At 44.3% G+C, this 19,631-nt stretch carries 19 protein-coding genes and 1 riboswitch; of the genes, 10 read left to right on the forward strand and 9 right to left on the reverse strand.

The window, feature by feature from the left end:
* Positions 1-115: 115 nt before the first annotated feature.
* Positions 116-541 (reverse strand): pyridoxamine 5'-phosphate oxidase family protein, encoded by a 426-nt coding sequence (locus tag EL341_RS09055; RefSeq protein WP_074822401.1) that lies wholly within the window; start codon positions 539-541, stop codon positions 116-118.
* Positions 542-663: 122 nt separating this feature from the next.
* On the opposite strand from EL341_RS09055, the gene EL341_RS09060 reads away from it, so the two are divergent.
* Positions 664-1,596: a helix-turn-helix transcriptional regulator gene (locus EL341_RS09060; protein WP_074822398.1), complete on the forward strand. Its 933-nt coding sequence runs from the start codon at positions 664-666 to the stop codon at positions 1,594-1,596.
* A 35-nt stretch (positions 1,597-1,631) separates the two neighbouring features.
* Positions 1,632-2,333, forward strand: a complete 702-nt coding sequence (locus EL341_RS09065) for an alpha/beta hydrolase (RefSeq protein WP_074822397.1) — start codon at positions 1,632-1,634, stop codon at positions 2,331-2,333.
* A gap of 243 nt (positions 2,334-2,576) precedes the next feature.
* Here the strand turns inward: EL341_RS09065 and EL341_RS09070 are convergent, their stop codons facing one another.
* Genes EL341_RS09070 through EL341_RS09080 form a run of 3 tightly spaced genes read right to left on the reverse strand, consistent with a single transcriptional unit; the run spans position 2,577 to position 5,437 of the window.
* Complete coding sequence (locus EL341_RS09070) at positions 2,577-3,620, reverse strand: aldo/keto reductase (RefSeq protein ID WP_047781080.1); 1,044 nt, start codon at positions 3,618-3,620, stop codon at positions 2,577-2,579.
* Between the two features lie 25 nt (positions 3,621-3,645).
* Positions 3,646-3,990: a TIGR04076 family protein gene (locus tag EL341_RS09075; RefSeq protein ID WP_047781081.1), complete on the reverse strand. Its 345-nt coding sequence runs from the start codon at positions 3,988-3,990 to the stop codon at positions 3,646-3,648.
* A complete protein-coding gene (locus EL341_RS09080) occupies positions 3,980-5,437 on the reverse strand; it encodes a Na+/H+ antiporter NhaC family protein (RefSeq protein WP_126467598.1) in 1,458 nt (485 codons plus the stop codon). Before EL341_RS09080 ends, EL341_RS09075 begins: the two co-directional genes overlap by 11 nt.
* 284 nt (positions 5,438-5,721) lie before the next feature.
* On the opposite strand from EL341_RS09080, the gene EL341_RS09085 reads away from it, so the two are divergent.
* The 6 genes from EL341_RS09085 (at position 5,722) to mntP (ending at position 11,560) form a co-directional block, all read left to right on the forward strand.
* Positions 5,722-6,843 carry a DNA alkylation repair protein gene (locus tag EL341_RS09085; protein WP_074822393.1) on the forward strand — a complete coding sequence of 374 codons (1,122 nt, stop codon included), beginning with the start codon at positions 5,722-5,724 and terminating at the stop codon, positions 6,841-6,843.
* Between the two features lie 258 nt (positions 6,844-7,101).
* The gene (gene ivbL / locus EL341_RS09090; RefSeq protein ID WP_071845460.1) at positions 7,102-7,200 is read left to right on the forward strand and encodes an ilvB operon leader peptide IvbL; all 99 of its coding nucleotides are present in this window, start codon (positions 7,102-7,104) and stop codon (positions 7,198-7,200) included.
* A 114-nt stretch (positions 7,201-7,314) separates the two neighbouring features.
* On the forward strand, positions 7,315-9,009 hold the full coding sequence (ilvB, locus tag EL341_RS09095) for an acetolactate synthase large subunit (protein ID WP_126467600.1): 1,695 nt from the start codon (positions 7,315-7,317) through the stop codon (positions 9,007-9,009).
* Positions 9,010-9,011: 2 nt separating this feature from the next.
* Positions 9,012-9,296, forward strand: coding sequence for an acetolactate synthase small subunit (ilvN, locus tag EL341_RS09100; RefSeq protein WP_047781084.1), 285 nt, complete (start codon positions 9,012-9,014; stop codon positions 9,294-9,296).
* A 176-nt stretch (positions 9,297-9,472) separates the two neighbouring features.
* Positions 9,473-10,654: a sugar efflux transporter gene (locus tag EL341_RS09105; protein ID WP_126467602.1), complete on the forward strand. Its 1,182-nt coding sequence runs from the start codon at positions 9,473-9,475 to the stop codon at positions 10,652-10,654.
* Positions 10,655-10,807: 153 nt separating this feature from the next.
* Positions 10,808-10,994: riboswitch (yybP-ykoY riboswitch) on the forward strand.
* A gap of 5 nt (positions 10,995-10,999) precedes the next feature.
* Positions 11,000-11,560, forward strand: coding sequence for a manganese efflux pump MntP (gene mntP / locus EL341_RS09110; RefSeq protein ID WP_047781086.1), 561 nt, complete (start codon positions 11,000-11,002; stop codon positions 11,558-11,560).
* A gap of 53 nt (positions 11,561-11,613) precedes the next feature.
* Here mntP and EL341_RS09115 read toward each other — a convergent pair whose 3' ends face one another.
* Complete coding sequence (locus EL341_RS09115) at positions 11,614-12,270, reverse strand: TetR/AcrR family transcriptional regulator (RefSeq protein WP_126467604.1); 657 nt, start codon at positions 12,268-12,270, stop codon at positions 11,614-11,616.
* Positions 12,271-12,678: 408 nt separating this feature from the next.
* On the opposite strand from EL341_RS09115, the gene EL341_RS09120 reads away from it, so the two are divergent.
* Positions 12,679-13,506 carry a phosphoenolpyruvate hydrolase family protein gene (locus EL341_RS09120; RefSeq protein WP_114986663.1) on the forward strand — a complete coding sequence of 276 codons (828 nt, stop codon included), beginning with the start codon at positions 12,679-12,681 and terminating at the stop codon, positions 13,504-13,506.
* A gap of 192 nt (positions 13,507-13,698) precedes the next feature.
* Positions 13,699-15,336 carry a phosphoethanolamine transferase EptA gene (gene eptA, locus EL341_RS09125; protein ID WP_126467606.1) on the forward strand — a complete coding sequence of 546 codons (1,638 nt, stop codon included), beginning with the start codon at positions 13,699-13,701 and terminating at the stop codon, positions 15,334-15,336.
* A gap of 46 nt (positions 15,337-15,382) precedes the next feature.
* Here the strand turns inward: eptA and qseC (EL341_RS09130) are convergent, their stop codons facing one another.
* The 4 genes from qseC (EL341_RS09130) to qseB form a co-directional block, all read right to left on the reverse strand.
* Entirely contained in the window at positions 15,383-16,732 is a 1,350-nt protein-coding gene (qseC, locus tag EL341_RS09130; protein ID WP_126467608.1) for a quorum sensing histidine kinase QseC, read from the reverse strand.
* Positions 16,729-17,391 carry a response regulator gene (locus EL341_RS09135; protein WP_047781091.1) on the reverse strand — a complete coding sequence of 221 codons (663 nt, stop codon included), beginning with the start codon at positions 17,389-17,391 and terminating at the stop codon, positions 16,729-16,731. The genes qseC (EL341_RS09130) and EL341_RS09135 overlap by 4 nt, the downstream gene beginning before the upstream one ends.
* Before the next feature lie 83 nt (positions 17,392-17,474).
* A complete protein-coding gene (gene qseC / locus EL341_RS09140; RefSeq protein ID WP_126467610.1) occupies positions 17,475-18,827 on the reverse strand; it encodes a quorum sensing histidine kinase QseC in 1,353 nt (450 codons plus the stop codon).
* Positions 18,824-19,486: a quorum sensing response regulator transcription factor QseB gene (gene qseB / locus EL341_RS09145; RefSeq protein ID WP_126467612.1), complete on the reverse strand. Its 663-nt coding sequence runs from the start codon at positions 19,484-19,486 to the stop codon at positions 18,824-18,826. The genes qseC (EL341_RS09140) and qseB overlap by 4 nt, the downstream gene beginning before the upstream one ends.
* Between the last annotated feature and the right edge of the window lie 145 nt (positions 19,487-19,631).

Consider the following 19,631-nt stretch of genomic DNA (forward strand, 5'->3'; position numbering starts at 1 on the left):
TATAACAAAAAAAGGGATAGTAATTATCCCTTTATTAATATGAGTGCTCCCGTCCTGAATAGCATTTTTTATTATTCACATTTAACGCTAACAGTAACGCACCAATCATTAACCATCAGGCAACCGTCACGCTACCGGATGTCATATGATCGATAGTCACTTGGGCTTGTTCAAAGCGAACTTCGTACAGATCCAACTCACTTCCCGCCTGTTCAATAATTTCCTGATAGCTTGGGATTTTACTGACAAACCCTTCTTGCAGGTCATACAGTGATAAATCACTTTTATGCACGGTGGCGTTATGAACCCTGACGTGCTGGGTATCCCCAATGGGAATTGTCGTTATCGCTACACGGTTATTGTGTACAAACTCTTGCGTTTTCGGGTTATTTTTAAAGCTAGAAAAATAAATAACACCGCGATTATCCGGATGATAGTAGAAATTAACAATCCGCACATTTGGCTGATTATCAACACAGCTTGCTAATGCCATATCCGTTTGTTGCTGCATAATGCTATGAAAACTCGCTAAAAAATCCATATTCCCATCCTGATTAACTTAACGGCTGACTATCAGCCAGTTTCCGAATTTGAGTATGGCATGCTAACCTTGACATCAGTATGTCAGGGTTTGATTCGATGAAATAAATTAAGGCGAATGAAGTGAAAATAGATCGATTAATTTCCATCATCATGGTGTTGCTGGAGCGTGAAAAAATCAGCGCAACGCTACTGGCTGAGATGTTTGAAGTTACCCCCAGAACGATCTATCGAGATATTGAAACCATTGCACAAGCAGGTATTCCGGTGGTGTCTTACCCGGGAGTTAACGGCGGTATCAGTATTATGGAAAAATATAAAGTCGATAAAAAGCTGTTTACCCAAGGTGATATCGCCACGCTATTAATGGGGTTGGGTAGCATCTCCCCCACGTTATCCTCCAAAGAATTGGTCGGTACGCTGGCAAAAGTCAAAAGTCTAATTCCGGAAAAGCTGTATCGGGATATCGAAATTAAATCTAATCAAATATCTATCGATCTGACAACCTGGTCAGGCAATCGCCACTTACAACCTAATCTGGAAATTATTAAGCAAGCGTTGAATGAAAGCCGCAGCTTATCCTTTCACTACTCAGACAGTAATGGATCAGCGACTTGCAGAAGCATTGAGCCCTATCAATTAGTGTTAAAGCAAGGACATTGGTATATACAGGGATATTGCTTTATCAGACAGGCTTTCCGGCTGTTTAAGCTCTACCGTATGTCGCAGTTAACGCTTTTAGATGAGCACTTTATTCCACGAGAATTCAATTCCGCCCCGTTAAATTGTTCAGAATGGATCGATCCGCGATTAATTGATATTACCTTATTAATTGATGCGTCCTTAAGAGAGCGAATAGCTGAACATTGTGGCGAGGAAAACATTCAACCAACCGATAGTAATAAACTGATGGTGCGCTTCCCATTTGTTGCGGATGAACAGGGATATAATATTTTACTTAGCTTCGGCAATAAGTGTGAGTGTTTGGCACCGGAACCTGTACGTAGAGAGTTAATTCAGCGGGTTCAGGAATTGCTTGCCATCTATCAATCATAAGATGATTAAAGCATTAAAAGGGGTGGATTATCAGGATGAGAAAAGAATATTTAAAAATCGAACAAATACCAGCGGTATTATGGGGGCCTTCGGCTGAAAAACTGGTTATTGCTATTCATGGAAATATGTCGAATAAGACAGATAGGTCTATTGAATTATTTGCAAGACATGCTATTCAAAATGGATATCAAGTTTTGAGTTTTGACTTACCTGAACATGGAGATCGGAAAGATGAAGATACTTTATGTAAGATTGATATTTGCGTCAGTGAATTAAATCTCATCATGGAATATGCGAGAGCTTATTCTAAACGCATTAGCTTATTCGCTATCAGCATGGGCGTTTATTTTAGCTTATCTGCCTATCAAGATATGGCTTTAGAAAAGGCATGGTTTCTTTCTCCGATAATCGACATGCAACGCATGATTGAGAATATGATGTCATGGTTTAACATAACACCTGAACAGCTCAAGCAGGAAGAAAGCATTGTAACACCAATAGGAGCAACCCTATACTGGGACTATTATTGTTATGTTAAAACATATCCTATTGTTAAATGGAATGTGTCCACCGAAATCTTATATGGCAGTCAAGATGACATATGCGAAAAGGATTGCTTGCTATCTTTTGTACATAAATATGCATGTAATCTGGAGATAAAAGATGCAGAACATTACTTTCATACGCCAGACCAATTAAATATATTAAATACTTGGCTGGTTAAAACAATTCAATGATTTGATCAGGCGAGAGATAAAGACTTCAAAGATGCAGTTCCGGCAGAGCGATCTTTAATATTAAAAAATAAAAATATTTAGAAATAGGTCTCCACTATCAACACTTCTGGGGTCAATTATGCCGGTGCTTTATCTCGTGACGTTTTCATGAGATCCCCCAAAATTGGATTATCATCTCCAACTTTGGGGGCAGTTCAGAAAGCAGCCATGACCGCTTTAAGTCATACGAACAATAGATCATCACTATTCGTCGTTGAGATTCATCTTCATAATATTACGGTGCTTATTGCCCTCTTCGCGCTCCAGCTCAAACGGTTCGCCAGCGGGGATACTATGTCGATCTAAAAATTCATCAATCCGTTGGATGTCTTCCGCCAACAATTGCGTAGAAAAGACCGTTTCATTAGATTGGATATGACGCTCACTGCGTGTACCAACAATCGCAGCAGCCACCGCCGGTTTATTTAATACGTAGTGCACCGCCACATTCGACAGTGAGCAGCCCCGTTGTTCACCGATCTGCTTCATCAACAATAGCAATTGCTGGTAACCTTCCCAGCCAACGGAATCCTCAATCACCAAACGATATTTCACCAGAGAACGGTTTTCCAGTTTCTCAGGTGCGGCTTTTCCTAACCAGGCTTCGGATAAAAAACCGCCTGCCAGTGAGCCGTAACACAATAGTTTGACGTTATTACGCAGGCAAAAATCCACCATGGCACGTTCCGGGCGACGATCCAGAACAGAATACTGGGTTTGGTTACTCACCAGCGGATAGCCTGCATCAATCAGCTGCTGTAAATGAAGTGTATCAAAGTTGGTGGTGCCCAAATTATCAATCAGCCCTTTTTCCTGCAAACGAACCAAATGACCAGCAATATCCATACATCCCGGAATGTTGTAATCCCACCAGTGGAACTGAACCAAATCCAGACGCTCTTTATTTAATCGTTTCAGGCTGCGGGTAATAATCCGCTCCACATAGTGATAGTCTACCTGATCCAGCATTGACAGATCTGGAACAAACTTAGTGTGAACCCGGATATCATCCTTACCGCTGCTTTTTCTACGCGCCAGAATAAACTGACCAATCAGCTCTTCTACGCCAGTATAGATATCAGCGCAGTCAAAGGTGTTAAATCCACGATCGGCCAACTGATGAAAGGCCTGAAGTACCGGGTCAACGTCTAACGTTCCCTGAAGCTTATGCCCTTCAGATAACTGCCAGCCACCGTTGATAATACGGCATATGGGATAGTCAGGCGTCAGTTGTATTTGCTTATCCATTGTTTATTCCCTCTGTGTAAACAGATTATTTCTCATCCTGATTGAGCGGAACTACCGTACAATCGCTGTGATTAAACGTTCGAATGCCAGTACGCGTAATTTTAAACAGCGCACCGCAGTATGGGTCGGGGCAGGCAATGAGTGAATCGGTTGTCATCCAATCATGGGCATGGGTCATGCGCTGCTTCGCAGGCAACAACGGTAACAATGCCGCCATGGAATAAAGAGAAAAACGCCCACCTTCTGGAAAAATCAGGTTTTCGCCCTCGACATTAAATCCTTGCCCGGTATGGTGAGAGCAGACATAAGGTTTATCACCTGGCACCACTTCTACGCGTAAATCATAAAGTTCAAAGCTATCATTGGCCATTCGCTTTCTCCGCCTCTTCCTCGGTTGGCATTACGGTATCCAGCGTTTTCAGCGCGCTCCGATCTTTACCTTCGAAACGGCGTCCCCACCCGGTAATAATGCTACCGCTAAAAACAATAAACAGCGCCCACGGATAAAACGCACTGGTTAACAGAGTAAACGGCGTAATCATGTCGCCCGCAGTTTGGTTTTTCACGGCGATCATCACCACAAAAACAAAGGCGCTAAACGGTAAAATAACCGGGATACTGTTGGCCATCGCACTCATAATATGTGAACGACGGAACGGATGCAGTCCGGCACTTTTGCCAATTTTATCACCGATTGGTCCAAACAAAATTAGCGCAGCGCTGGTGACACCAGCAAATACCGTTGAGCAAACAAAAGAGCCGGTAGCCAGAATAACTTCAGCCCGACGCGGGCTTAATTTCTTATCACCCTGCAACAGTTTATTGGTCATGGCCGCAATGGCACCGCTCTTTTCCAGCAGACCAATAACGGCAAACAAGGACAGGCAAAGCATAATCGTCCCTGACATGCTATTCACGCCGTCATAGAGGATGCCCACCAGATGTCCGTCATTCACCGCAAGAATCTGTTCCATCCCCAGTCGCCCGGTGAATAAACCCAGCAAAATGCCGGAAATAATACCGGTGATTAATGCCAGGAAAATATTTTTAGAATAGATAGCCACTGCCACCAGAATAATAACCGGTATCAGCATCACCAATCCATTAGCTGAAGCATTCTCCATCAGTACCGTATTGATGGTACCGCCGCCGCCAAACAGCATATAAAAAGGAATAGCCAATGCACCGGCCAATAACGCATAAGGACTACGTGACACCACGACCCCACCCACTTCAGCCGTTTCACCATTTTGGTAAGTTTGCGTACTGGCTGAAATGACGGTGACATCGGAAACCGGTGCCAGATTATCGCCAAAAATAGCGCCGCTAAGAATCGCCCCGGCCAACATAGCCGGATCGCCGCCCAACTGAACGCCTGCGGCAAAAAACACCGGTACCGCGGCAAAAATAGTCCCTATCGATGTACCCGTTGCCGTAGCGATGATGGCCGTTGCAATAAAGGTAAACGTGCAGAACAGCGCTCCGGTAATCCCAGTTTGAGAACCTAACCAGACAAAGCCACTGGCAATGCCCCCGGTTTTCATCATTGAGGAGAAAATACCAGCCAACACCAAGATACACACCAAAATACCGGTCAGTGGTGTTGCGATACCCGCAATAGCACCGTTCCAATAATCTACTGAGTTCTTAGCCAGAAAAGAACCAATAATCACGCCTAAGAAACCGCCCATTGCCAGGCCGGTCATGTCGAATGCTTTCTGAAAGATAAACAGATACACGGCAACAATAAGAAATATGACCGCCGGCACTAATACCATTAACGGGCCGCCATAAAATTGAATCCTTGATGAAGACAAGTGAAACTCCAAAAAACCTAAATAGGATATGTGTCTCTACAATACCCGTGAACTAGTACAACATTCAAGTATCAACGTTTGAAAATTTAACCGGGTGTCTATCCGTTTTATTCTTTTTACTGCATAGCGTTCGTTCTCATGTGGTGGGGAAAGAATTTCCTCTTGGTCGTAACCTTACGCTTCAGAATATATGGATGCAAAAAATGAATAAAATATGAGATTTAGATATAACAGTATGATATTAATAAATATCTCTATAGCGTAATCATTAAAGAGCGAGATCTATGGCAAAGGCTGAAACTGGACACAAAAAGTATTACAACAGTGAATGTGCGCAAATTATCGCTGAGATGATTAATCCATTACATCAAATTGATACGAATGATTACGCCTCAAAAGTGCAGACGAAAATTGGCCCATTAGAACTTAAAGATAGGGTCTATGTACTTGCAGATGAATTACGTAAACAGCTACCACAGGACTATCCTACCGCTATCAATATCATTGTTGATTCGTTGGGCGATGAATTAGCTGAAGATGCCGGGATGTTTAACGAAGGCTGGTATCTGATGCCTATCGCACGATTCGTTGAGGAGTTTGGATTAAGCTTTCCTGAGGCTTCTTTATCTGCGCTGGCAGAGATTACTAAGCGGCATACTGCCGAATATGCAGTTCGTCCATTTATTCAACAACATTATGAATACACTATGGGGACTCTTGGTGAGTGGGCAAGAAGTTCAAATTTTCATTTAAGACGTGCAGCATCAGAGGGAATTCGTCCTCGTTTACCTTGGGCACCTAAGCTCCAATGTTTTATTGATGATCCAAAGCCTGTTTTAGCGATTCTGGAAATATTACGCTCAGATCCTAGTGATTACGTCCGAAAATCAGTAGGGAATAATCTTAATGATATTTCAAAAGACTGGCCGGATTTAATCATTGAAACGCTAGAACGTTGGAAGTCTGAAAGCTCAACCCCTGAAACAACTCAAATTATCAAGAGAGCATTAAGAAGCCTGATTAAAGCGGGCAATCAAAAGGCCTTAACACTAATTGGGGCAACTGGCGGTGAGATTATAGAAGTCTCACATTTTGATATCACGCCAAAAGAGATTCAGCTTGGTGAATCAATCAAGATGGAAGTGGCTATGATAAATCCGGATACGGCTCATCATGATTTAACAGTTGAATATATTATTCATCATGTTCGTCATAATGGTCGAACGATTCCAAAAGCATTTCGCTTAGCATCACTGAAATTAAATGCTCATGAGACTAAACATATTAGCAAGACTCATGCTGTTAAAGCCGTAGGTGTCAGAGCCTATTATGCCGGGCATCATCGCGTTGATATTGTCGTTAATGGACAGCTTAAAGCCTCATCGGCGTTTGAATTGAAGATATGACCAGTTTATGTCCACGTCAGCGTAGCTCTGGGCAATGAGGCACCTCCGTAAAAGATAAACCCTGTTGGTCAGTTGCTATCCTATGTGGCTTATTTGTCATATTTCCCCAATTTATTCGTTCACAACGCCATTCATATAGTGACAAATCTCTCATTTTTTATTCTTTCTTAACGTTCTATCGATAAATCTATTGTCCTACCTTTTGAGCTGTGCTTTTATAAATGCACTTTAAATTTTACTGATTGATAAGGTTACCCTGTGATCCCAGCTCAATTCACTTCGACTCTTCTCTTTACCGCGCAACCTGCTGCGGTAGTCGTCGTGCGTGTGGTGGTGGTCGTCGGCAGTGCGCCGTAACGGGTCCGAATCAACGCATTGATTTCAAAAACCCCGCCGGCGCAAACCGAGCGGGGTTTCTCTTTTCTAGACGCCCTGCTCCGAGTGTACCGGCTTAATGAAAGGATATAAGCTATGGTTTCTTTGGGCATACCTCAACACCCCACCCGCATGACGGGCGCTGAATTAATTGTTTATTTGCTGGAGCGTCAAGGTATTACCACCGTCGCCGGTATACCCGGAGGCGCAGCGTTACCATTGTATGATGCACTCAGTCAAAGCAGCATTATTCACCATGTTTTGGCTCGCCATGAGCAAGGTGCAGGCTTTATGGCTCAAGGTATGGCCAGAACCAGCGGGAAAGCAGCAGTCTGTATTGCCTCTAGCGGCCCTGGGGCAACTAATCTGGTTACCGCGATTGCCGATGCTAAGCTGGATTCCATTCCGCTAGTTTGTATTACCGGACAAGTTTCTTCCGGCATGATCGGGACTGATGCTTTTCAGGAAGTTGATACTTACGGTATTTCTATTCCTATCACCAAGCACAACTACTTAGTGCGCGATATTAACGACCTGCCCAACGTTATTTGTGAGGCTTTTCGTATTGCTGAATCTGGCCGTCCGGGCCCGGTGTGGGTTGATATTCCCAAAGATATTCAAACCGCTACCATTGAGCTATCAGCATTACCGCCTATGCCGGTAATGGATAGCGCCCCACTGTTTGATATCAACCAAATTAAACAGGCCGCCGATATGATTAATCAGGCCAAGCGTCCGGTGCTGTATTTAGGTGGCGGTATTATTTGTGCCAACGCCCATGAATCAGCGCTGGCGCTGGCGGAACGCGCTAATTTACCAACAACGATGACGCTTATGGCTTTAGGTACGGTACCAACCAGCCATCCATTATCTTTAGGGATGTTGGGGATGCACGCCGCACGCAGTACCAATCTTATCCTACAGGAAGCCGATCTACTCATCGTCATCGGCGCTCGCTTTGACGATCGAGCCATTGGTAAAGCTGAACAGTTTTGTCCAAACGCCAGTATTATTCATGTTGATATTGACCGTGCAGAACTGAGTAAAATCAGGCAGCCGCATATCGCGATCCATGCCGATGCAGGTCAGGTTTTACAGCAATTGTTGCCGCAGATAGAGCAGCAGCCTCGTACCGCATGGTTAAATGTGGTCAATAACATCAAACAACAGCATCCATTTAATATGCCTGATGCCGATAATCCGTTAAGCCATTATGGTTTGGTATTAGCCGCAGCGCGCTGCGTCGATAAAGATGCGATTATCACCACCGATGTTGGTCAACATCAGATGTGGGTTGCCCAAGCTTATCCGCTGTGCCGACCGCGCCAGTGGTTAACGTCTGGCGGTTTAGGCACCATGGGATTTGGCTTACCCGCAGCCATTGGCGCGGCGTTAGCGGAACCAACACGCAAAGTGCTGTGTTTCTCGGGTGATGGCAGTTTGATGATGAACATTCAAGAAATGGCCACCGCGGTAGAACACAATCTGGATATTAAAATCATCTTGATGAACAATCAGGCTCTGGGCTTGGTTCATCAGCAACAAACCCTGTTCTATCAGCAACGTATTTTTGCCGCGGCTTATCCCTATCAAACGGACTTTGTCAAAATCGCCGCTGGGTTTGGTTTGGATACTTGCGATCTCAATACCGAATCCGATCCAGAGAAAGCCTTGGCAGCCGCCATTAATCGCCCTGGACCTTGTTTAATTCATGCCTTAATTGACGTTAACCAGAAAGTATTCCCAATGGTACCGCCGGGTGCCGCTAATATCGAAATGATTGGAGCTTAACCATGACACAACAAAATCACTCTATTGCTTTAGAGCTCACTGTCTGTAATCACCCCGGCGTAATGTCACACATCTGTGGCTTGTTTGCTCGCAGGGCATTCAACGTCGAAGGCATCCTGTGTCTACCCATGAAAGAGAGCAACCAGAGCCGAATATGGTTATTGGTACAAAACGATCAACGCCTGCCACAAATGGTCAGTCAGGTAGAAAAGCTGGAGGACGTACAGCAGGTCAAATACAGCCAAAACCTACAGATATTTGAGCAGCTCGAACAGTTTATTCAATAACCTTGGCGACCAAACCACGTCTGATTTATAGACAGACGTGGTTTGGTGATTCGCTTTACTCCGTATCATCTATCTATTTGTTATCAATAAGTTAAAAGATAATTCGCCTTTTTATTCGACAGTAAAGCGCGTATCATCCGCTACAACCCCTTATTCTGTTGAAATTTCATTCAATTATGAAGAGTTTTACCACATCACTCAGGCAAATGACTGACCTTACGTCATTAGCTTTTCTCTTGATTGCCTTCCTTACCGGGATTGCCGGTGCATTGCAAACCCCAACGCTCAGCCTGTTTTTGACCACTGAAGTGCACACCAGACCTATTCTGGTTGGCCTGTTTTTTACCGGCAGTGCAGTGATTGGCATTATTATTAGTCAGATTATCGCCAGCTATTCTGACCGCGCTGGCGATCGCAAAATGTTGATCGTGATATGCTGCCTGTTTGGGGCATTGGGTAGTGTACTTTATGCTTTTAATCGAGATTACTTTCTGCTGCTAACGGTGGGGGTTTTGCTCTCAACATTTGGCTCAACCGCGACACCTCAATTGTTTGCGCTGGCCAGAGAACACGCTGACCGAACCAATCGTGAAGTAGTGATGTTCAGTTCAATACTGCGCGCTCAAATTTCACTGGCTTGGGTTATTGGCCCACCTTTAGCTTTTGCGCTGGCATTAGGATTTGGTTTTAAAACCATGTATCTCTCCGCCGCAGTAGCGTTTGTTTTTTGTTCAGTGATTGTTTGGTATGCCCTGCCTTCTATGCCAAAAGAAAAACGAATCGACAACGCTCGCCTTCAAGCCCCTCGTCAGAACAGGCGTGATACGCTGCTATTGTTTATCGTCAGCGCCTTGATGTGGACTTGTAATAGTATGTACATCATCAATATGCCGCTCTATCTGATTACAGAATTACAGCTGTCAGAAAAGCTGGTGGGAATTATGATGGGAACCGCTGCCGGGCTAGAAATTCCAGTGATGATTATCGCTGGTTATTATGCCCAGCGATTCGGTAAACATAAGCTAATGAAAAACGCCATTATTGCCGGTCTGCTGTTTTATATTGCGTTATTCTTTTTCACCTCTCCATGGATATTATTGTTATTACAAATACTTAATGCCATTTTTATCGGTATTCTTGCCGGGATCGGTATGCTCTACTTTCAAGATCTGATGCCAGGTCAGGCCGGTGCGGCAACGACTCTGTTTACCAATACAATACGGGTAGGTTGGATTATCGCCGGCTCGCTGGCCGGTACCGTGGCAGAAATATGGAATTTTCACACGGTGTTCTATATTGCTGCGGTGATGTGTCTGGTCGCCATTTTCTGTCTGCAAGGTATTAAACCGACGAAATAAAGCCTGTATGACGATATTTCTTCCGTCATTTCGGTAAAAACCGCAATACGCAGCCGTAACCCAGCACATCAAATGAAAATAACAATCATTTAATGAGAATATTTATTAATAAGTGTTTCCTTCTTGGTGAAGCGGGAACCTAATGTTAAGATCCCGCCCGTCATTGGGGAGTAGCCGGTTTTTGTTCATCCAACAAAAGCGCCTGTATCAACATGCTCGCTTGAATTACCTAAAATTCAGCGTGGTGCAGGCAACCGTCAGGTAGGCGAGACCATAGACATGGTGGGCACTCTGTAGGTTTAGAGGTGCCTTGCATGTATATGTTGCTCAGCCGGAGACTTTCCCATGAACCTTTCAGCCACACTTATTCTTGCCTTTGGTATGTCTATGGATGCGTTTGCCGCATCCGTTGGTAAAGGCGCTATCTTACATAAACCCCGATTTCGCGAAGCTTTTCGTACCGGATTAATTTTCGGTTGTATTGAAGCGATCACGCCGCTGATTGGCTGGGGAATAGGTTTAGTTGCTGGTCAGTACATTACCGAATGGGATCACTGGGTTGCTTTTACCCTGCTCTTTATTCTTGGTTGCCGGATGATTGTTGAAGGCAGTAAAAAACCAGACGAGCATATAGTAAAAATTCGCCGTCACTCCTTTTGGGTTTTGGTTACCACGGCCATAGCCACCAGCCTGGACGCGATGGCCGTAGGCGTTGGATTAGCCTTATTGCAAGTTGATATTATTCATACCGCCATGGCTATCGGCCTGGCGACCATGATTATGGCAACGCTGGGCATGATGCTAGGCCGTTTTATTGGCCCTATCTTGGGTAAACGTGCAGAAATTATCGGTGGTCTGATCCTGATTGGTATTGGGGTTAATATCCTGTTTGAACATCTGAGCTAACTTCTGCTGATATCAGTTCCCCGCAGCATGACGCTGCGGGTCAGAGACTAAACCTATTTTTTCGCGTCAGTCCGAGCCTGATTAAGAATGGCCTTTGCCATCCATTGGGTCACTGACTGTACATTATCGTTATCAAGCTGCCAGATATCCTTTAACACCATAAATACTTCAGAACCATAAATGATAGATAACGCATGGTTTACTTTCTCCACTAGCTCTGAAGGAAGCTCTTCACGTAACGGCTCCGTCACCAGAGATAAAATCTGTTTGCGGTGCCCCCTAACCAGTTTCTCTTTCACTTCAGTTACTTCGGTTTTCACCTCAGCCTGACTTGCAATCAAACGTTCGTTAGCCCACTGCTGGAGCGATAATAGTAGTGCTGCACGTAATGCTCCCTCATGCTGTAACATCTTCGGATAGGCAAACTTAAGTAGCTCCTCTACCCTATCCTCAGCTTTAGTATGTTCCGGACGCCATAAGATAATCGGTTTAAGGCACTCATCGACTACCGCAGAAATCAAATCGCTTTGCGTCGGGAAATACCGATAAGCCGTTGCCCGTGAGACCTGAGCTTCAATAGCCAATTCGCTGACTGATGGAAATGCGCCTTCTTCAAACATTTTTAGAGCCAACTTAATTAAGAGATTATATTTTCTCCTCTTTAAATGCGTTAGCGTGTTGACGTCATTAATTGGTTCAACTGGTTCCATTCACAAGCCCTTCTTATCTCAGCTTAGTAATAAAAATAGAGTATCCAAAGAATATCTTAATTCAATAAGTTAGATCAGACTCTTTCCGACCAACATTTACTTTAGCAAGCTCACAGTCCAAATCTGTAAAATGCGATGTAGCTAACAGACTCCACCATCAATCGAACCTATAATGAAACTCGAGTCTCATTATGGTTGTTATATATGCATAGAAGAGAGTGGTTACCAAATCAACTCACCAAAAGAGACTTAACAGTAGCTTTAATCTTGAATTGAAGCGAATAACGCCCGAATTATAGTCGCTGGTTATCTAAAACGACAAACGGCGACGAATGAATATATTAGGTATTTTCAGTCCATAACATGACTGAATTAAGAAAAATATTTAAACAAACTGGGAGAGATCTGATGTCAACACAACGTAAACAGTTACTGGAAAAATTTCATGCCATGATAGCCCGCGGAGAGCCAATTATCGGTGGTGGAGCCGGTACTGGCTTATCGGCAAAATGTGAGGAAAGCGGCGGCATTGATTTAATTGTGATTTACAACTCAGGCCGCTATCGCATGGCGGGTCGAGGATCTTTAGCCGGTCTGTTAGCCTATGGTAATGCCAACGAAATCGTGATGGATATGGCGAAAGAAGTATTACCCGTGGTGAAGCATACGCCAGTTCTGGCTGGTGTAAACGGTACTGATCCTTTCTGCCAATTTGATAAATTTCTTGATGATATTGCTGCCGTCGGTTTTTCCGGCGTACAAAACTTTCCAACCGTTGGCCTGATTGACGGCAACTTCCGAGCGAATCTGGAAGAAACTGGTATGGGCTATGCTCTGGAAGTGGATATGATCCGAATGGCTCATGAAAAAGACCTGTTGACTACCCCTTACGTGTTCAGTGAACAAGACGCGATTGATATGACCAAAGCGGGTGCCGACATTATCGTTCCCCATATGGGACTCACTACCGGCGGCAACATCGGAGCCGAAACGGCGTTAACCTTAGCCGACTGTGTGCCTTTGATTAATAGCTGGGCTAAAGCGGCTAAATCTATTCGCAACGATGTGATTGTCCTATGTCACGGCGGGCCGATTGCCAGTCCGGAAGATGCAGAATATATCTTACAGCATTGCCCTGACTGTAATGGTTTCTATGGAGCAAGCTCTATGGAACGTTTACCGACGGAAGTGGCGCTAACCGAAACCACTAAACAGTTTAAATCTATCAAACGTTAATCTCATCGTTCAGGCCGCTTAACCATTAAGTGGCCTGACTATGCTTTTCCACCACCTCTTCTGCCGTTTTTCTGGCGAATACTATCCTTTGCTCATCTATTACACTGCGTTTCCTGAGCTTAATAATTAATTAAGGATTAAGTGATTAACTACGTTCACTGATTTATTGAACACCTTGATTAATATCTGGCTATGAAAAAAACGTTCCAAGTGCAGTGTAGTGATATTTTATTTATTATCAGCGTAGCGCTGTTTATTACCGTCATTCAAAATACCCGTTTCTTTGCCCATGTCTGGAATATTGTTAATATTAACTCGTTCCACAGTTTCATGTTCTCCGCTTCCATGCCAGTGCTGCTGTTTTGTTGCCTGAATATCATCTTCACGCTATTGCTGCTACCCTATATTCGTAAGCCAGTGGCCATCGTTTTGATTTTAACTGGCGCTGCAATTAACTACTTTATGTATAGCTTTAATACCGTGATTGACCAAAACATGACCCAGAATGCATTAGAAACCAATGCCCATGAAGCACTGGATCTGCTTTCATTCAAAATGGTTATCTGGTTTACCCTGTTAGGCATTATTCCTTCAATCGCCGTGGCACTCACTAAAATTAAAACGACCAAAAGTATCTGGCATTTTGTTTGGCTTAAAGGGGTCAATATCATGGTTTCAGCTTTGGTGATTATTCTGATCGCACTGTTTTTTTATAAGGATTACGCCCCCTTTTTCCGTAATAACAAAGATATCGTCAAAATGCTAACCCCGTCTAATATGGTTGGTAGCCTGATCAATAACGTGGCTAGCTACTTTGATGCGCGTAAGCCTTTTGTTCAAATTGGCCTGGATGCCCAAAAAGGCTCGCTATTAACTCAACAGCCAAAGAAAACGCTGGTGATCTTAGTGCTGGGCGAAACAGCCAGAGCCGAGAGTTTCTCTCTTGGTGGCTATGACAAAAACACGAACCCGATACTATCTAAACGTAACGACATTATCTATTTTGATAACGTTAGTTCTTGCGGCACGGAAACGGCTGTCTCCGTTCCCTGCATGTTTTCCAATATGACCCGAAAAGAGTACAGTGCCTCACAGGCCAAGCACACGGAAAACCTGTTGGATATTCTGGCCAGAGCCAAAATTAATGTGTTATGGAGAGATAACGACGGCGGATGTAAAGGCGTCTGCAATCGCGTTCCCTCAGAAGATATGACAGCATTTAAACTACCGCAATACTGCCAAGACGGAGCCTGTCTGGATGAGATCTTACTGCATAAGCTGGATGACTATATTAACCAGTTAGATAATGATGGCATCATTGTCTTGCACCAAATGGGCAGCCACGGCCCAAGCTATCATCAGCGCTATAGCAAAGAGTACCGCCACTTTATCCCTACCTGCGATACCAACGATATTCAGGATTGCGATACCACATCATTGCGCAATACCTATGACAATACTCTGCTCTATACCGATGCTGTATTGGATAAAACTATCTCCCTGCTACAAAAACACCATGACCGATTCAATACAGCGATGCTTTACCTGTCCGATCACGGTGAATCTTTGGGAGAGAACGGGCTATATTTGCACGGTGCGCCTTATGCCCTTGCACCTAGTCAGCAGACCCATGTGCCGATGCTGCTATGGACATCATCTGACTATCGGCGCTCACAAAAGCTGGATGAAAACTGTCTGGCTAAAGAAGCAAAACAAAATCAATTTAGCCAAGACAACCTTTTTCACTCTTTACTGGGCACATTTAATATTCAAACTGGTGAATATCAGGCCCCACTTGATATGTTTAAATCATGTCGTCAAAACAGCTAGCCTACATTGAGGGGATAGCATGAAGACTATCCCCTCAACAATCTACCTAGAAGATAATTCTGGCAACAAAACCGCCGTTTTCACCATGATTAAAACGAATACTTAAATTATGAAGTTCAGCGATTTGCCTGACGATAGACAGCCCCAAACCGCTGCCGGTCTTAACTTGCCCCGGTGGTCGATAGAAGCGTTCGCCTAAACGCGCTAACTGTTCATCCGTCACCCCAGGTCCATTGTCTTCGACGATGAGTTCTTTATCCGTTAACGTAACCCTTACGCAACCGCCTTCCTGCGTATAATAAAGTGCATTATCCACCAAATTCCGAATCAACAACGAGAGTAATACCGGATTACCTTCACTGGTATTGGGCATACCCTGATAGTTCATTTGCAGATCCATCCCCTTTTCTTTTGCGGTATCAAAAAACGAAGGCTGCATTTCCTGTAGCAACATTTGCCAGTCAATATCTTCCCGATCGGGAATGATTGCATGAGCATCGAGACGCGATAGAGTTAGGAGCTGATCGACCAGCCGAGAAGCCCGATCGATACCCACGGTAAGATTATTCAGCGCCTTTTTTTGTGCTTCCGGTTTATTGGCGGTTAACAGAGCAACTTCCGTCTGAACTCGCAATGCGGTTAATGGTGTACGCAATTCATGAGCCGCATCAGACACAAAACGACGCTCACGCTTTAATAGCTCTCCAGTACGGCGAAACAGCGCATTCAGCGCGTCAACAAAAGGACGCACCTCTATCGGTAATTGGGCTTCTTTAATGGGCGTATCATCATCAGGTTCCCTGTTCTTTAAGTCATCTGACACACGTTTTAGCGGCGCTAATTCCCGACCAATCATCAGCATAATCACAATCAGCATAATGGGCATAATGATTCCCCACGGCGTGACCTGATGATCGAGCAGAATAAGCTTAGCCAACCGCGTGCGGTAAGCGTTTTTCTGTCCAACGGCAATGATAAAGCGCTGATCCTGAGACTTAAGCCATAAAACCCGCCATTCCGGGGTTTCAACAAATTTAGGCTCACTCCCCAATTTTAACTCTGCCGGAGAATAGGTAAAAGCCGCGATATCTTCACGGTCTCCTAGCAATTTCTTGCCATCGACGCTGCTATAAATAGCGTAGGTAAGCGCATCTTGCGCTTTAGTGAACCGATTAGTTTTAAATGATGTGTTATCGTTTTGCGGCTTGATATGCAGTAAATCATCCAGACTTGAACGCTCTAAGCGCTGGGCAAACAGAATTTGCTCAGCGTCATACATTGCTCTAATACGTTGCCGAACTTTAATATAACCAATCGCTGATGAAATGACCCATGCTAACAAAATCAGCAGGGTAAAAATGACGGTAAGTCGGGTTCGAAGACTCAAGTTTCTCATCGTTCATCGCCTAATGCATAGCCGATGCCATAAATGGTACGAATCAATTCCTTCCCCAGTTTGTGTCTGAGATTATGAATATGTACTTCTACCGTATTACTGCTGACGTCATCACTCCATGAATAGAGTTTTTCTTGAATAAAGGTTTTATTCAAAACGCGATTCTGACTGAGTAAAAATAATTCCAGCAGCTTCAGCTCTCGCGAGGTTAACACCACCGTTTCGCCACCTTTAGTCACGGTATAATTGGCCGTATCCAGTACGATATCTTTATACTTAATTACCGAACTATGATGTCCATGACGTCGTCGAATCAAAGCCTGAAGCCGAACTGCCACTTCTTCTAAAGCAAAAGGTTTACACAAATAGTCATCGGCACCAAACTGAATGCCATTTATGCGTTCTTTTAATGCATCTCTCGCCGTTAAAATAAGAACCGGCGTATCTATTTTCTGTTGCCGCCAATGCTTAATAATATTCAGGCCATCAACATGCGGCAGGCTTAAATCCAGAATAACCGCATCATATGGCGCAGAGTTTATTGCTTGTTGTCCCAATAAACCATCGGTAAACCAGTCAACGGTAAACCCCAACTCGGTCAAACCAACATGAATACCATCTCCGATTAACTCATCGTCTTCAACCAGCAATAGCCTCATGTGAGCCCCCTTTAACAATTAGTCGCATTAACTGCGTCAGTTTAGTCATAAAAATGGAAATGACTCTATTAATCATATGAATATTAGTGCCAGTTCACTCTTACTTCAAAACCGCCTTTTAAGCGATTATTAAAACTGACGCTCATTCCATGTAAATTAGCAATGCGCTGAACAATGGACAGGCCAAGGCCACTTCCGGTTTTTTCCTGTCCTGGTGGCCGGAAAAAACGTTCGCCAATACGTTGAATGAATTCATCACTAACTCCCGGGCCATCATCTTCTACGCTAAAACTGCTTTGCCTTAATATCACGCTAACATTACCGCCGGTATGGGCATAACGAATGGCATTATCCAGCAAATTCCTGATCAGTACGGAAAGCAATAACTGGTGACCTCGAATCGGCCGCGGCGTTTGTAGAACTTCCAGACTAATCTCGATATTTTCTGCCCGAGCTTTGTAGTAAATATCGGCAATTCCGGTTTGTAATAGCGCCAGCCAGTCAATCTTATGCAGCTCATCAAGCTGCGATAGTGATTCCAAACGAGAAAGCGTCAACAGTTGATCGACCACCCGCGTAGAGCGATCGATACCGTCAATCAGATTACCCAGCGCCCGATTGCGTAACGCTTCATCATCACCGGCTAACTGAACTACTTCAGTCTGAACTTTTAACGCCGCCAGTGGACTACGCAATTCATGCGCCGCATCTGAAGTAAAACGGCGCTCCCTCGTCAGCATTGAACCAATACGCGCAAACAGATGATTTAACGCTTCAACCATTGGGCGGACTTCACTGGGAATCTGTTGGATATCCAGCGCCGATTCATCATCGGGCTTTCTTTGATTAAGCTGTTCGGCAATTTTACGTAACGGTAACAGCTCTCTGGCTATCAACCAACTCATGAGCAACATCATAATCGGCAGCGCGATCAACCACGGCATCAGCTGGGAAATCACAATATCTTTCGCCATATCCTGTCGGTAATCCCACTCCTGACCAACGGCAATAATGTGGTTTTTATCTGCTGATTGTAGCCAGACGATACGCCAAAGATCGTCACTGCCCTGAATGGCGCTGTCGACAAAACCATCTTGGTAATAATTAAAAATAAATTTTCTGCCGTTATCACCATCGTTGAGAACCATGGTTCCTTGTGGTGTAAAAATGGCAAAGGCCAAAGCATCGTCGTCTTGCTTTCCCCGATTGTGGCGCACTAGCTTTTTAGTCTTCGGTAATTGTTCCGTAATGGTTTGCGACATATCCGGGTGTAATACCGACAATCGTTTGGCAAATACCATCTGTTGGGTATCAAACAGTTCATTGATATTTTTACTGGTTTGTAGCCATGCAATAAAGCTTGCTACTCCCCATGTCACCACAGCCAAGACACTAAACATCAGAATGAGACGAGCTTTGAGGTTGAGAAATTTCATTTTATTTCTCCCAACGTATAACCCACACCGTGGACGGTACGAATAAAATCATTTCCCAGTTTGCGGCGCAGATGATGGATATGAACCTCTAATGCATTGCTGGAGACTTCCTCATCCCAGTTATACAGTTTTTCTTCTATCAACGGCCGCGGTAAAACCCGTCCAACGTTATGTAAAAATAGTTCCAGTATCGCCAGCTCTTTAGGCTTCAATAAAACCGCTTCACCGTGGCTCGTCACCGTCATGGTTGCGGGTTCCAACGTTACATGCCCATAGGTTAGCTTCGGCATTAGCCGACCGTGGCGACGACGAATTAAAGCCTGTAATCGAGCCGCAACCTCCGCCAACGCAAAAGGTTTACACAGATAATCATCTGCTCCCTGTTGGAGCCCAGCGACCCGTTGTTCCAGCGCATCGCGAGCGGTCAGGATTAGCACCGGTTCATCATGACCACTTTTACGCCAGTCACGCAGAATATCCATGCCATCCATTCCCGGTAAGGAGAGATCGAGCACGATGGCATCATAGGGTGCAGACGCGATCGCCTGCCGTCCGGTCTTGCCATCAGCAAACCAGTCGACGCTGAATCCCATTTTGCTCAGACCTGCTTTAATACCATCACCGATCAGTCTGTCATCTTCAATTAACAGAATGCGCATTGTTTTCGTCTCCCCTTATTTATGCGCTAACTTTTACCGCATAAATAAAGCCATGGCTATGGCTGAAAGCGCATTATGAAATATATTTTTTAATTTTCATCCTTTTAAGATCCTGTTAAGAACCTTATGTTTTAATACCTAACGA

The sequence above is a fragment of the Pragia fontium genome (assembly GCF_900638655.1).
GTDB classification, from domain to species: Bacteria; Pseudomonadota; Gammaproteobacteria; order Enterobacterales; family Enterobacteriaceae; genus Pragia; species Pragia fontium.